Origin of the sequence: Cognatundibacterium luofuense (assembly GCF_018139685.1) — a bacterium.
GTDB classification, from domain to species: domain Bacteria; phylum Pseudomonadota; class Gammaproteobacteria; order Burkholderiales; family Burkholderiaceae_D; genus Undibacterium; species Undibacterium luofuense.
The window spans coordinates 478,275-492,082 of sequence record NZ_JAGSPN010000001.1 but is presented as its reverse complement, the minus strand read 5'-3'; the positions used below and the strand labels follow the sequence as shown (position 1 = coordinate 492,082).

The following is a 13,808-nucleotide window of genomic DNA, read 5'->3' as shown; positions in this document are numbered from 1 at the left end:
CCGCTACATTACGTTACAAAAACAGTGCTTTATGCCACAGTTTATCGCTGAGGACAAGTTTGCACCGCCCGGACGGTGCAACAATGTTTTCTGTTGATTCATCCCCGCTTTGCAACTGAATGGTCTGCAACGGGCACTCCGGAACTCAGACTCATTTGTGCTGACTAAGTTCTGTTCTGCCGCTTACCGAGAATTTTATGCCCTTGTCTCATGCTTTACCGGAAGGTTTTGATCAGTGCGATCCCCTGCAACAGGCGCTGTACACCACGCTGTTTACCCGTCGTGATGTCCGTTCACAATTTCTGCCGGATGCAATTCCCGATGAAGTGCTGGCACGCCTGCTGACCGCCGCCCATTACGCACCGAGCGTTGGCTTCATGCAACCTTGGAATTTTATTCTGGTGCGTGATCCCGCGACCCGCGAGTCTCTGCACGGTGCCTTCATGGAAGCGCATCTGGAAGCCGCCGCCATGTTTCCCGATGAGCAGCGTGACAAATATCAACGCCTGAAACTGGCCGGCATTCTGGATGCGCCGCTCAGCCTGTGCATCACCTGCGACCGCGAACGTGCTGGTAAAGTGGTTCTGGGGCGCACCCATATGCCGGAAATGGATTTGTACAGCACCGTGTGCGCCGTGCAGAATCTGTGGCTGGCAGCGCGCGCCGAAGGTCTGGGCGTCGGCTGGGTTAGTATTTTTCAGCGCGAACGACTGCATCAGATACTCGGCATCCCGGACAATATTCAGGTCATCGCCCTGCTCTGCATCGGCTATGTCAGCCACTTTGAAGCGACGCCGGAATTGCAAACCAAAGGCTGGCGTCAGCGTCTTCCGCTGGATTCTCTGATCATGGAAAATCAGTGGAATCAGCCTTTATCCGCTACCGAATTCCGTCAAATGATCGTGCAGACTCAGCAATCTGCTGAGGTAATTGCGCACAACACGAATAAAGCAGTTAATGAAAGCTTGTTGACAACGCCAAAGTCATGAACAATCACATGCTGTTACCTGAAAAACCTGTACAGGAAATCAGCATGTCTACTCTGAATGAAATCGCAGAAAACTATGTCCGCCTGACACTGGCAGTCGGTGAACACGATCCCGGCTATATCGATGCCTACACCGGTCCGGCAGAATGGCAGCAGCAAGTGCGCCAAGCCAGCCTCAGTGATTTGCTGGCAACGGCAACTGAGCTGCAGCAAGCAATCGCGACGATGTCTGCCCCGCCTGCAGAAGAAACGGAACGCCGTGTCTATCTGGAAAAGCATATCGCGTCCGTCGCTACTTACATCCGCCAGTTGCAGGGACATTTCCTGCCTTTCGATGAAGAATCGGCGGCTCTGTACGATGCAGTCAGTCCTGCGCTGACACCGGAAGATCTGGACGCCACGCTGGCGCAACTGGATAAACAGGTGCCGGGTCACGGCGATCTGAATCAGCGCCTCAGCGCTTACAACCGTCAGTTCGAAATTCCTTCTGCCAAGCTGGACGCCGTGTTTCAGGCGGCGGTGGCTGAATCCCGTGCGCGCACACTGGCCAACATTCCGCTGCCGGAAAATGAAAGCTTTCACATCGCCTACGTGAATAATCAGGTCTGGAGTGCCTACAACTGGTACAAAGGCAATGCCTACAGCCTGATCGAAGTGAACACGGATTTCCCGATGTTCATCTCGCGTGCGATTGATCTGGCCAGTCATGAAGCCTATCCGGGGCATCATGTATTCAATCTGCTGATTGAACAGGATCTGGTACAGCAAAAACAGTGGATGGAATACGCGGTGTATCCGTTGTATTCACCGGCATCGTTTCTGGCCGAAGGCAGCGCCAATTACGGCATCGAAGTGGCATTTCCGCGCGCTGAACGTTTGCAGTTTGAAAAAGAAGTGCTTTTCCCGCTGGCGGGTATCGCGCCGGAACTGGCCGAAGATTACTACGCAATTCAGGATACGCTGCAAGCCCTGTCCTACGCGGGCAATATGGTCGCTAAAGATTATCTGGATGGTCGTACCGGCAAAGCTGAAGCAGTTGCCATGCTGATGAAATACAGCCTGTCCGATCAGCAGCGTTCAGAACAGCGTTTGCGCTTCATCGAAAAAAACCGCTCCTACGTGATCAATTACAACCTCGGTCAGGATGTGGTCAAAGCCTGGGTAGAACAACAGGCTGGCGACAATCCGCAGCGTCGCTGGGACGTTTTCGCTGATTTGTTACGTCGTCCGAAAACAGCATCCATGATGCGCTGAATCCGACCGCAGATGCGAGCGTGCATCTGCACATTCCGCTGCCAGACACAGTTCACAAGTATCAGGTCGATACTGATACTTGCCGTCAACGATTTTTCATTTTCTGAAAAAACTTTACGATGAGCAATACATCACAGGAAAACAGCCAGCAGGCTGCACGTCCCCTGTTCCGCGAGGCTGCAATCAGCCATCAGGGTCACCGCATGTACGGCACAGTGATCCTGCAGTATCCGGAAATTTTTAAATGGCTGACCGCCATCATCGTGGTGCTGATCGCTTTACTGATCGCATTTTTCTTTCTGTTTTCCACTACCCGTAAAGCGCAGGCCGGAGGCGTACTGATTCCTGCAGCAGGTCTGATCAGAGTGATTCCGGTACAGGCTGGCATCATCACCGAAAAATATATACGCGAAGGACAAGCAGTAAAAAAAGGTGATGTGCTGTTTATTCTGAGCGGTGACCGCGCAGGCAGCGACGGACAGGATGCACAAAAAACTATTTCGCGCTTACTCGAAAGCCGGCGCGACAGTTACAGCACGGAAATGCATCAGGTACGCGAACAAAGTACGCAACGCAGCGTGAGTCTGCAACAAAAAATCCGCGATGCGGAACTGGATGCCGTCAAAATTCAGGATCAGATTTTGTTGCAACAGCAGCGCGTGGACATGGCAGAACAAAATGTGAAGCGCTTCAGAGAATTGCAAAGCACCAATTACATTTCTGCAGCGCAATTACAGGAAAGACAGGCCGATCTGATTGATCAGCGCCAGCGACTGAATGAACTGCAGCGTGCCATATTAAACAACCAGCGCGATTTATCCGGCCTGCGCGCCGAACTGAAAGATATTCAGACCCAGAGCGAACGCGAAAAAGCCGCGATAGAGCGGAATATTCATGCACTGAGTCAGGATCTGACGGATAACGAAGCAAGGCGTCAGATTATTGTACGCGCCACGCAGGATGGCACCATTGCCGCTGTCAATGCGGAAAAAGGCCAGACCGTCACGCCATCCATGGCGCTGGCTACCCTGCTCCCGACCCGGACAGCGCTGGAAGCAGAATTGTATGTACCGTCGCGCTCGGTCGGTTTTGTCAAACCCGGCATGCAGGTACTGGTACGTTATCCGGCGTATCCGTATCAGAAATTCGGTCAGCATCAGGCTACAGTACGCGAAATTGCGCAATCGCCGCTGCGTATCGATGAACTGCCACCATCCGGCATGCAAAACACCAACGAACCTTTGTACCGTATCCGGCTGGTACTGAATAAACAATCGGTGACTGCTTACGGACAGGAATATCCGCTGAAACCCGGTATGCAGATTGACGCCAGCATACAACTGGAAAACCGTCGTTTGTATGAATGGGTACTGGAGCCGCTGTACAGCATTTCCGGCCGTTTGTAATTTTCTGGAATACCAATCATGAGTCATGATTTTTTATCGCAGCTGCGCTTCTGGAAGCATCAGCATTTACCGGTCATTCTGCAAACGGAAGCGGCGGAATGCGGACTGGCGTCAGTCTGTATGGTCAGCTCGTACTGGGGACACCGGATTGATCTGGCATCCATGCGCCGCCGTTTTTCGGTGTCGCTGAAAGGCAGTACGCTGAAAAGCCTGATCAGCATGGCACAGGGCATAGGATTGCAAACCCGTCCACTGAAGCTGGATATGGAGCATTTACCGGAACTGAAACTGCCCTGCATCCTGCACTGGGATATGAATCATTTTGTGGTGCTGAAATCGGTCACGGCGCAATTTGCGGTGATTCACGATCCGGCGGTCGGTGAACGTAAATTAAAGCTGGAAGAATTTTCACGGCACTTTACCGGCGTCGCGCTGGAGCTGACGCCGGGTGCTGAGTTTAAAAAAACCGAAGAAATTCAGCAGTTTTCGCTGCTCGCCCTGATGGGCAGAGTGATCGGACTGAAATCCGGTTTACTGAAATTGCTGCTGCTCGGACTCGCACTGCAAGTCTGCGCACTGGTGCTGCCGTTTTATATGCAATGGACAGTCGATGAAGCGCTGGTCGCTGCTGACCGTGATCTGGTCACGGTGCTGGGATGTGGCTTTTTATTGCTGGTGTTACTGCAAACCTGTATCTCTGCGACGCGCTCGTGGATGACAACCGTGTTGTCCACCAGCCTGAATTTCCAGTGGCTGAGTAATGCGTTCTCGCATCTGATGCGACTGCCGCTCCCGTATTTCGAAAAACGTCACACCGGTGACATCGTGTCACGCTTCGGTTCGATTCAAACCATGCAGCACAGCATGACCACGCAGTTTGTAGAGGGGCTGATTGATGGTGTGCTGGTGATCGGTACTTTTCTGATGATGCTGTGGTACAGCCCCTTGCTTGCAGGAGTTTCCTGTATAGCAGTGGTGCTGTATGCCGTATTGCGCTGGATGATTTTCCAGCCTTTGCGGAATGCTTCTGCGGAACAGATTATTCATACCGCCAAACAGCAAACCCATTTTATGGAATCGGTACGCGGCATCCAGAGTGTGCGCTTATTCAGCCGCGCAGAAGAACGCCGTGCAGGCTGGATGAATGCACTGGCTGATCAGTTCAATGCTGACCTGCGCATCGCCAGAATTGCGGTCAGTTACCAGACTGCGAACAGTCTGATTTTCAGCGCTGAGCGTATCCTGATTATCTGGATGGCGGCGCTGGCTGTGCTCGATCAGAAATTTTCAATCGGTATGGTGTTTGCGTTTATCAGTTACAAAGATCAGTTCAGTCAGCGTATCGCCAGCCTGATTGATAAGTTATTTGAGCTGCGCATGCTGAGACTGCATGGCGAGCGTGTCGCCGATATTTTGCTGACGCAGCCGGAATCTGAACAGCATCTGAACGAATATGATCCGGCGCAATTGAAAGCCGATATTGAATTCCGCAATGTTTCTTTCCGTTATGCAGATGGTGAACCGTATATTCTGCGCAATCTGCATCTGCATATACGCGAAGGACAATTCGTTGCGATTACCGGCCCGTCCGGCTGCGGTAAAACCACGCTGATGAAACTGATGCTGGGTTTGCTGGAGCCAAGCGAAGGTGAAATTCTGGTCAACGGTATTCGTTTGCAGCAACTGGGCTTGTCCAACTTCCGTCGTCTGCTGGGCACAGTGATGCAGGATGATCAGTTATTTGCCGGTTCGATTGCGGACAACATCGCATTTTTTGATCCGGCACCGGATATGCAGCGCGTACAAATGTGCGCGCTGATGGCCTCCGTCCATCAGGAAATTATCCAGATGCCGATGGCCTACAACACGCTGATCGGGGACATAGGCAGCGGTATTTCCGGCGGACAAAAGCAGCGCATTCTGCTGGCGCGCGCTTTATACAATCAGCCGCGCTTGCTGGTGATGGATGAAGCAACCAGTCATCTGGATGTGCAGAACGAACACGCAGTGAATCAGGCGATCCGGCAAATTCCGCTGACACGGGTCATGGTGGCACACCGCCCCGATACGATAGCGATGGCGGAACGTCTGATTGTGCTGGCGAATGGTCAGGTGCAAATCGATCAGATTCAGCATCCGCCGTCAGCGCAAACAGATACTGAAACTGAGGCTGACGCTGCACCGGCATCAGCCCATATGCGTAGCGAGCCAGTGGCCGAAACCGTCGGTCAGTGATAACAGCATCCAGGTCATCGTCAGATAACGCAGGAATTTGCCCAGCGCCATGTACGCGACGCTGGGCCAGAACGGTAACCTGAGCCAGCCTGCCAGCGTACAAATCGGATCACCGATTCCCGGCAACCACGCGAGCAGCATTGTTTTCGGCCCAAAGCGTTCCAGCCAGCGAAACCACGCTGTCTGGCGCTCGCTGTGAAACGCTTTTTTTGCAGCGTATCCCATACCATAGTCGATCACGCCACCCAGCGTATTACCCAGTGTCGCGACCAGAATGACCGGCCAGAACAAATCCGGATTGGCTTTCACGACAGCAAACACTGCCGGCTCCGAGCCCAGCGGTAACAAAGTTGCAGAAATCAGCGATATCAGAAATACCGATGTCAGGCCGATCTCCGGGACTGCGAGCACGCTCAGCAGCCACTGTATAAAAGATTCAATCATGCAAAAAAAACGAGCAGTCAGGGCCATCCATTATAATAGGGTGGCCCGTTTCCATTATTTTTCCTGAATATATTTATGAGCACCGATTATCTGAAGAAAATCCTGACCGCCCGCGTCTATGACGTTGCTGAAGAGACTCCGCTGGAATTTGCATCCAGTCTGTCTGCCAGGATGGATAACCGAATTATGCTCAAGCGCGAAGATATGCAGCGCGTATTCAGTTTTAAAATTCGCGGCGCGTATAACAAAATCGCCCATCTGACTCCTGCACAGTTAAAACGCGGTGTCATTTGCGCATCGGCTGGCAACCACGCGCAAGGCGTTGCCTTCAGTGCACGCAAACTGGGTTGCAAAGCGGTGATTGTGATGCCAACCACCACACCACCGGTCAAAATTGATGCAGTACGTACTTTTGGTGGTGACCTGGTCGACATCGTTCTGCATGGCGACTCTTACTCGGATGCGTACACCCATGCGCTGGAACTGGAAAAAAAACGCAAACTGACTTTCGTTCATCCGTTTGATGATCCGGATGTGATTGCCGGTCAGGGTACGGTCGGTATGGAAATTCTGCGCCAGCACTCCGGCCCTTTGCATGCGATTTTTGTGGCGATTGGCGGTGGTGGTCTGATCGCCGGTGTTTCTGCCTACGTGAAAGCGATTCGTCCTGATGTGCGCATTATTGGTGTGCAAACCAAAGATTCTGACGGCATGGCACGCAGCCTTGCCGCTGGTCGTCGTGTCACGCTGAATGATGTCGGTTTGTTTTCCGACGGTACCGCGGTCAAACTGGTCGGTGAAGAAACTTTCCGCCTGGCAAAGCAATATGTCGACGAAGTGATCACCGTGGATACCGATGAAGTCTGCGCCGCCATCAAAGATGTGTTTCAGGATACACGCAGCATTCTGGAACCGGCAGGTGCACTGGCCGTTGCAGGTTGCAAAGCATATATCGAACGAGCACGTCTGGCGAAGAAACCGGTAAAAGCAGAAACTATGGTCGCGATTGCCTGTGGCGCGAACATGAACTTTGACCGTCTGCGCTTTGTCGCAGAACGTGCAGAAGTCGGTGAAGCGCGTGAGGCAGTATTTGCAGTGACTATTCCGGAAGAGCGAGGCAGTTTCCGCCGTTTCTGTGAACTTGTAGGACCACGCAATGTCACAGAATTCAACTACCGCATCAGCGATGAAAAACAGGCGCACATCTTTGTCGGCATTCAGGTGCATGACAAAACTGAATCAGGCAAGATTGCACGCAACTTTGAAAAGCACGGTTTCCCGACGCTGGACCTGACCGAAGACGAGCTTGCCAAACTGCATATCCGGCATCTTGTTGGCGGAAAAAGTGCGCTGGCCAAGGATGAATTATTATATCGCTTCGAATTTCCTGAACGTCCGGGTGCGCTGATGCGTTTCCTGAACAGTATGGCTCCGAACTGGAATATCAGCCTGTTCCACTACCGTAATCACGGTGCGGATTATGGTCGTACGCTGGTTGGTCTGCAGGTGCCGAAAAAAGAAATGAAAGCATTCCGCGAGTTCTTGTCCACACTGGGCTACCGCTACTGGGATGAAAGTAATAACCCGGTGTATCAGCTGTTCCTTGGCTGATCCCGTACTATCGTTGAATCACTATGTCTGACAAAACCTTCGCAACCCCGGAGCAATCTGCGCTGGGGAAAGCAACAACGTACGAATCGGAATACAACCCTGCGTTGTTATTCCCGATTCCGCGCCTCGCCAAGCGTGAAGAAATTGGTGTAACCGGCAATCTGCCGTTTTTTGGTATGGATATCTGGAATGGTTACGAATTATCGTGGCTGAATCAACGCGGTAAGCCGCAGGTAGCGATTGCCCGTTTTCTGATTCCGGCGGATTCGCCTTTTCTGATTGAGTCCAAATCATTCAAACTGTATTTAAACTCTTTCAATCAGACCAGAGTCGCATCGACAGAAGATCTGGTGCAGATGCTGCAGAAAGATTTATCGGCTGCGGCCGGTGCCAGCGTACAGGTCAGCCTGACACTGCCTGAACAGTTTTCTGAACTGCAGTTCGGTGAGTTACCGGGCATGCTGCTGGATCGTCTGGATATCGACGTGGATCAGTATGAGCCCGTGCCATCGCTGCTGACGGCAAACTTTGATGACGCGATTGTCGAAGAACGTCTGGTGTCGCATTTGCTGAAGTCAAACTGCCTCGTCACCGGACAGCCTGACTGGGGCAGTGTGCAGATTCATTATGTTGGTCCGCAAATTGATCAGGAAAATCTGTTGCGCTACCTGATCGGATTCCGTAATCACAATGAGTTTCATGAACAATGCGTTGAACGCATTTTTATGGATGTCATGCGCCAGTGCAAACCGCAGAAATTATCCGTATATGCACGCTACACCCGGCGTGGCGGACTGGACATCAATCCGTGGCGCACTAATTTCAGCACCGCGCAAATGCCTTCCAATGCAAGGCATGCAAGGCAATAAGCAAGACAGATATTTTTCCGGACTAAGGTATGTTAACAAAACAATTCATGAAAATTTTCCCTGCACTGCTGAGCGCTGCATTACTGATGCCGGGCTTTGTACACGCTGAAGACACGCCAGAAGACAGCTGGTGGCAAAAATCCAAAGATAAAGTAACAACCCTGTACGATAAAGGTGAACTTTCATTGCTGGTTTCCGGCTGGGCGCGTCACGGACGCGGCACTTACACCCGCGAACGCATCGATGAACTGAATGAAAAAGCCTGGGGTCTGGGTTTTATGAAAACCATGCGTGATGGAAAAGACAATGAAGAAGCAATCTTCGGCATGGTCATTTCCGACTCGCACTTCAAACCTCAGCCTATGGCCGGTTACGCCTATCAGTGGATGAAGCCGATTAACAACGAATGGGAAGCCGGTATCGGTGCCACTGGTCTGCTGATCAGCCGTACTGATTACTTTGGTGGTGTACCATTTCCGGCTGTATTACCTGTTGCCTCCGTTGGTACGCGTCACAACAAACTGATGGCGGCATATGTCCCCCGCTTTTCGCGCAACAAAGGGAACGGCGATGTGCTGTTGCTGTTCGTCAGAATCGACCTGAATTAACTGATTGACGAAACACGCGCTGCTTGCCATCATAGACCGGATTGACCGGATTCTGCGGTATTAATCGCGAATCCGGTGGCTTACCCGAGCCATAGGCCGGGTTCGCCGGACCGGAAAGCGATAGCAGCCTTGCAACTGCCAGGATCACTTACCTCTGTTCTGCGAACCGGGATGTTGTTCAACCATCCTGCAGATTTTTGTCGTGATACCCGTCAACACGTCTAAGAACACACCAGTTCCACCCAGTGAAATCCGCTCTGAATGGCACCCCGGGCTATTGCAACTTTTACCAGACGCAGTCTATGTGCTGACCGATCAGCGCATCAGCTTTGCCAATCCTGCGGGATTAGAATTATTAAAGGCCGAATCTCTTTCACAAATTCTTGGCCTGTGCCCTGAAGAATTTCTGATCGCTCAGCATCACCAGACTGTCCGCCAGTTATTTGAAATCGGGAAGAACGAACGCATTCCCGGCCCTCAGTACTTTCAGTGTAAGGCGCTGGATGGCAGCCGCATTGACCTGGAAATTTACAGCCGCGGTTTTATGCTGGATCACATTCCGGCCATTCTGATTACTGCCCGCAAACAACGCAGCTCTCCGGCCGCGTATCCTGTGATGATCAGCAGCCAGCATCCGAGCAGCCGTGTGCATGAAGCGCTTCACCACGAGAAAGAAATTCTCGAAATGATTGCGCTGGATAAGCCACTGACAGATATCCTAGAAGACGTTTGCGACAGGATGGAGCGCTTGCTGGATAACGGTGCGATGTGCGCTATCAGTCTTTATCATCCTGAGGATGGTATTTTGCGTCTTGGCGCTGGCCCTTCCTTACCGGAATCCTTCACCCGCGCCCTGTCTGTTTTACAAGTTGGCACCAGCCACGGTTGTTCTGCTGAAGCAGTGTTTTATGACCGTATTACGATTGTGCAGGATATCAGCCTCAGCCCCTCGTGGGAAAACCTGAAATCAGTTGCCGCTGCTGCCGGTATCCGTGCAGCATGGTCGCTGCCGATTCGTACTGCGTTCAGCAATGTACTGGGTTCTGTTGATGTTTATTATGATTATGAACATCATCCGAATGACGATGAGCAAAGCATGATTACCGATGCTTCCGATCTGATCGGACTGGCCATCGATAAAAAGAATATGGAGCAAAGCCTGGAGGAAAGCGAGGAACGCTATCGCTCCGTGGTGACAAATCTGACAGAGGGAATTATGGTGATTGGCTCGAAAGGCCAGATCCTGACCAGCAATCCTTCTGCACTGAAAATTCTGAAAATCGACTATCCGGAAACATCGGAAAAACGACAGCGCTATTTCCGCCGATTATTCACAGAAGACGGCACTACCGTCGACACTGGCAATGATCCGGCATCCCGCGTATTCCGTAATGGTGAACCGATTCTCGATTTAACGCTGGGTGTGGAATTACAGGATAATTCCGTGGTCTGGCTGCAAATTAACTGTCTGCCGATTATCCGTAAATCCGGTGATACCGTCTCTTCGGTGCTGGTATCGTTCACAGACACCACAGAAATGCGTGCGACTCAGCAGCAGCTCAGTTACATGGCTTCATATGATGCGCTGACCGGCTTGCCGAACCGACACTATCTGAATCAGCGTCTGAATAAAGCCGTCTCCGATGCCGCTCAGTTACAGCAAAAAGTCGCGCTGATGTTTCTGGACCTGGATCGTTTTAAAAACGTCAACGATACGGCGGGGCATGCAGCAGGAGACACCCTATTGCGTGAAGTGGCTCAGCGTTTGCGTCTTTGTGTCAGTGAACACAATCTGCTGGCGCGGCTCGGTGGCGATGAATTCGTAATTGTTGTGGAAAATCTGCGCGATGCTGCACAAATCCGTGCCATCGGTGATCAGGTGTTACAGCAACTGCATATCCCGTTTTATATCGATGGCAAGGAATATCATCTGGGCACATCCATCGGTATCAGTATTTATCCGCATGACGGCAGTGATGTATCTGAACTGATGCGCTGCGCTGATTCAGCGATGTATCACGCCAAAGAATGCGGCAAAAATAATTATCAGTTCTTCACTACGGAGCTGAACGTCCGCGCACAACACCGGTACACCATCGAAAGCAGTCTGCGCCGTGCATTGATCGAGCATGAATTTGAGGTGTATTACCAGCCGAAAATCGCCATGCACAGCGGACAAATTATCGGTGCTGAAGCGCTGATACGCTGGAATATGCCGGGAATGGGTTTAACCTCACCTGCCGAATTTATTCCGATTGCGGAAGAGCTCGGACTGATTCTGCCGATAGGCCGTTGGGTGCTGGAACAAGCCTGTCAGCAAACTATGCAATGGCGGCGGCAAACCGCATCTGATCTGACAATCAGCGTCAATATTTCGCCAAAGCAATTTGCAGATGCTGCACTGCCTGCTTTTATCGCCGGAGTACTCGACCGGACTGGTTTACCCGGCACTGCACTGCAGCTTGAAATCACCGAAGGCTTATTAATGAGCGATCCTGAGCAACTGCTGCCAGTCTTTAATGCACTGCGTGCACTGGGTGTCAGTATTTCTCTGGATGACTTCGGGACAGGCTTCTCATCGCTCTCTTACCTGCAACGCTTCCCGATTGATAACCTGAAAATCGACCGTTCCTTCATTCATCAGATTCCTGACCATCAGGATTCCATCGCATTGACGCAAGCCATTATTGCCATGGCCAGTGCACTGAAAATGCGGGTAACGGCGGAAGGTGTGGAGACCGAGGCACAGCTGCATTTCCTGTCTGAAACCGGCTGCCACGATTTACAGGGTTATTATTTCAGCCCGCCGGTCACTGCTGAAAAATTCGGTGCACTGCTGTCGCGCAAGCCAGCCTGAATTTCACCATTCTCTACACCTGAGCAGGGTTTCCAGCCTATAATTCGGGTATTGCTGGTCTTGCATTTTGCACACTAGGCCGTCACTTTTATTGCATCATGACAAATATTGCAAAAATTCTCCCGCCTGGAAATGTTCTGCTGGATCTGGAAATCTCCAGTAAAAAAAGAGCATTTGAACAAGCGGGGCTGCTGTTTGAAAACAATTGCAGCATTGCCCGTTCTACCGTTTCTGAAAATCTGTTTGCACGTGAGCGCCTCGGTTCTACCGGTCTTGGTCACGGCGTTGCGGTACCGCATGGCCGTATCAAGGGCCTCAAAGCGCCGATCGCAGCGTTTGTGCGTCTGAAAGACGGTATTCCGTTTGAGTCACCGGATGGTCAGCCTGTCACTCTGCTGATCTTCCTGCTGATGCCGGACAATGTACTGCAACAACATCTGGAAACACTGTCGGAAATCGCGGAAATGCTGTCCAGCGAAAACTTCCGTAACGAACTCAGCAATGAACCCGATCCTGCCATCGTACATCAGAAAATTATGGCATGGCAGCCGGGTAGCCCGCAGCTTTCCTGAACCCTGATTTCAGCACCGAACCATGCCCTTAAATACAGAACTCACGATACAAAAGATTTACGACGATAACCGTGACAGTATGCAGCTTGGCTGGTTCGCCGGCTTTGCCGGTGCAGACAAATGTATCACCGGTGATGCCGCTTCTGCCGCTGACCAGGTTGGCCACTTAAACCTGATTCATCCTGGCCGCATTCAGGTGCTGGGCCATCAGGAACTTGCTTACTATCATCGTTTATCACCGGCATCACGCGGCAATCTGATCCGCGAACTGGTTGCAGGACAGCCACCGGCACTGATTGTTGCGCAGGGTCTGGATTCGCCTGCGGACTTTTTGACCAAGTGCGACGATAACAATATCCCGCTGTTTTCCACACCATTCCCGTCGGCACAGGTGATTGATTACCTGCGTGTCTATCTGTCCAAAAAACTGGCACAAAAAGTCACGATGCACGGGGTATTCATGGATGTACTCGGCGTCGGCGTGCTGATTACCGGTGAATCCGGTCTCGGTAAAAGTGAACTGGGTCTGGAACTGATTTCCCGCAGTCACGGGCTGGTGGCAGATGATGCGGTTGAATTTTCCCGTATCGCACCGAATATGATCGAAGGCCGCTGCCCGGAACTATTGCAGAATTTGCTGGAAGTCCGCGGTCTGGGCCTGCTGGATATCCGTGCGATTTTCGGTGAAACTGCCGTGCGCCGCAAAATGCGGCTGAAGCTGATTGTGCATCTGGTCAGACGCAGTACGCTGGAAGAAAACTATGAGCGTTTGCCGATTGATTCGCAGACCGAAGACGTGCTCGGCTTACCAATACGCAAAGTGGTGATTCCGGTGGCAGCCGGCCGCAATATCGCGGTATTGCTGGAGGCTGCGGTACGCAACACCATTCTGCAATTACGCGGAATCAACACGCTGGAAGATTTCATGGAACGCCAGCGCAAGGCGATGGAAGCCGGAGACTAA

Annotated in this window: 11 protein-coding genes; 10 read left to right on the top strand and 1 reads right to left on the bottom strand. The window is 51.8% G+C overall.

From position 1 onward, the window contains the following. Window positions 1–197 precede the first annotated feature (197 nt). The 4 genes from bluB to KDM89_RS02215 all read left to right on the top strand — a co-directional run bounded on the left by bluB (window position 198) and on the right by KDM89_RS02215 (window position 5,883). On the top strand, window positions 198–989 hold the full coding sequence (bluB, locus tag KDM89_RS02230; RefSeq protein WP_212686295.1) for a 5,6-dimethylbenzimidazole synthase: 792 nt from the start codon (window positions 198–200) through the stop codon (window positions 987–989). 44 nt (window positions 990–1,033) lie between these two features. Beyond that, window positions 1,034–2,242: a hypothetical protein gene (locus KDM89_RS02225; protein ID WP_212686294.1), complete on the top strand. Its 1,209-nt coding sequence runs from the start codon at window positions 1,034–1,036 to the stop codon at window positions 2,240–2,242. A 119-nt stretch (window positions 2,243–2,361) separates the two neighbouring features. Beyond that, complete coding sequence (locus tag KDM89_RS02220; protein ID WP_212686293.1) at window positions 2,362–3,648, top strand: HlyD family secretion protein; 1,287 nt, start codon at window positions 2,362–2,364, stop codon at window positions 3,646–3,648. A gap of 18 nt (window positions 3,649–3,666) precedes the next feature. Further along, entirely contained in the window at window positions 3,667–5,883 is a 2,217-nt protein-coding gene (locus tag KDM89_RS02215) for a peptidase domain-containing ABC transporter (RefSeq protein WP_212686292.1), read from the top strand. On the opposite strand, the gene KDM89_RS02210 is transcribed toward KDM89_RS02215, so the two are convergent. Next, window positions 5,836–6,327: a YqaA family protein gene (locus KDM89_RS02210; RefSeq protein WP_212686291.1), complete on the bottom strand. Its 492-nt coding sequence runs from the start codon at window positions 6,325–6,327 to the stop codon at window positions 5,836–5,838. The two genes, KDM89_RS02215 and KDM89_RS02210, sit on opposite strands and share 48 nt — an antisense overlap. Window positions 6,328–6,402: 75 nt before the next feature. On the opposite strand from KDM89_RS02210, the gene ilvA reads away from it, so the two are divergent. The 6 genes from ilvA to hprK all read left to right on the top strand — a co-directional run bounded on the left by ilvA (window position 6,403) and on the right by hprK (window position 13,808). Further along, the gene (gene ilvA, locus KDM89_RS02205; protein WP_212686290.1) at window positions 6,403–7,938 is read left to right on the top strand and encodes a threonine ammonia-lyase, biosynthetic; all 1,536 of its coding nucleotides are present in this window, start codon (window positions 6,403–6,405) and stop codon (window positions 7,936–7,938) included. A 23-nt stretch (window positions 7,939–7,961) separates the two neighbouring features. Then, window positions 7,962–8,807, top strand: a complete 846-nt coding sequence (gene queF / locus KDM89_RS02200; protein ID WP_212686289.1) for an NADPH-dependent 7-cyano-7-deazaguanine reductase QueF — start codon at window positions 7,962–7,964, stop codon at window positions 8,805–8,807. 29 nt (window positions 8,808–8,836) lie between these two features. Beyond that, window positions 8,837–9,415, top strand: a complete 579-nt coding sequence (locus KDM89_RS02195) for a hypothetical protein (RefSeq protein ID WP_230427620.1) — start codon at window positions 8,837–8,839, stop codon at window positions 9,413–9,415. Between the two features lie 277 nt (window positions 9,416–9,692). Next, window positions 9,693–12,272 (top strand): bifunctional diguanylate cyclase/phosphodiesterase, encoded by a 2,580-nt coding sequence (locus KDM89_RS02190; protein WP_212686288.1) that lies wholly within the window; start codon window positions 9,693–9,695, stop codon window positions 12,270–12,272. 98 nt (window positions 12,273–12,370) lie between these two features. Beyond that, window positions 12,371–12,844 carry a PTS sugar transporter subunit IIA gene (locus tag KDM89_RS02185; RefSeq protein ID WP_212686287.1) on the top strand — a complete coding sequence of 158 codons (474 nt, stop codon included), beginning with the start codon at window positions 12,371–12,373 and terminating at the stop codon, window positions 12,842–12,844. 22 nt (window positions 12,845–12,866) lie between these two features. Beyond that, window positions 12,867–13,808, top strand: a complete 942-nt coding sequence (hprK, locus tag KDM89_RS02180; RefSeq protein WP_212686286.1) for an HPr(Ser) kinase/phosphatase — start codon at window positions 12,867–12,869, stop codon at window positions 13,806–13,808.

What these genes read in the sequence shown, in the direction of transcription:
- KDM89_RS02220 (WP_212686293.1), top strand. Translation starts at nt 2,362, where the DNA reads ATGAGCAATACATCACAGGAAAACAGCCAGCAGGCTGCACGTCCCCTG.
- bluB (WP_212686295.1), top strand. Translation starts at nt 198, where the DNA reads ATGCCCTTGTCTCATGCTTTACCGGAAGGTTTTGATCAGTGCGATCCC.
- queF (WP_212686289.1), top strand. Translation starts at nt 7,962, where the DNA reads ATGTCTGACAAAACCTTCGCAACCCCGGAGCAATCTGCGCTGGGGAAA.
- ilvA (WP_212686290.1), top strand. Translation starts at nt 6,403, where the DNA reads ATGAGCACCGATTATCTGAAGAAAATCCTGACCGCCCGCGTCTATGAC.
- KDM89_RS02210 (WP_212686291.1), bottom strand. Translation starts at nt 6,327, where the DNA reads ATGATTGAATCTTTTATACAGTGGCTGCTGAGCGTGCTCGCAGTCCCG.
- KDM89_RS02195 (WP_230427620.1), top strand. Translation starts at nt 8,837, where the DNA reads ATGTTAACAAAACAATTCATGAAAATTTTCCCTGCACTGCTGAGCGCT.
- KDM89_RS02225 (WP_212686294.1), top strand. Translation starts at nt 1,034, where the DNA reads ATGTCTACTCTGAATGAAATCGCAGAAAACTATGTCCGCCTGACACTG.
- KDM89_RS02215 (WP_212686292.1), top strand. Translation starts at nt 3,667, where the DNA reads ATGAGTCATGATTTTTTATCGCAGCTGCGCTTCTGGAAGCATCAGCAT.
- hprK (WP_212686286.1), top strand. Translation starts at nt 12,867, where the DNA reads ATGCCCTTAAATACAGAACTCACGATACAAAAGATTTACGACGATAAC.
- KDM89_RS02185 (WP_212686287.1), top strand. Translation starts at nt 12,371, where the DNA reads ATGACAAATATTGCAAAAATTCTCCCGCCTGGAAATGTTCTGCTGGAT.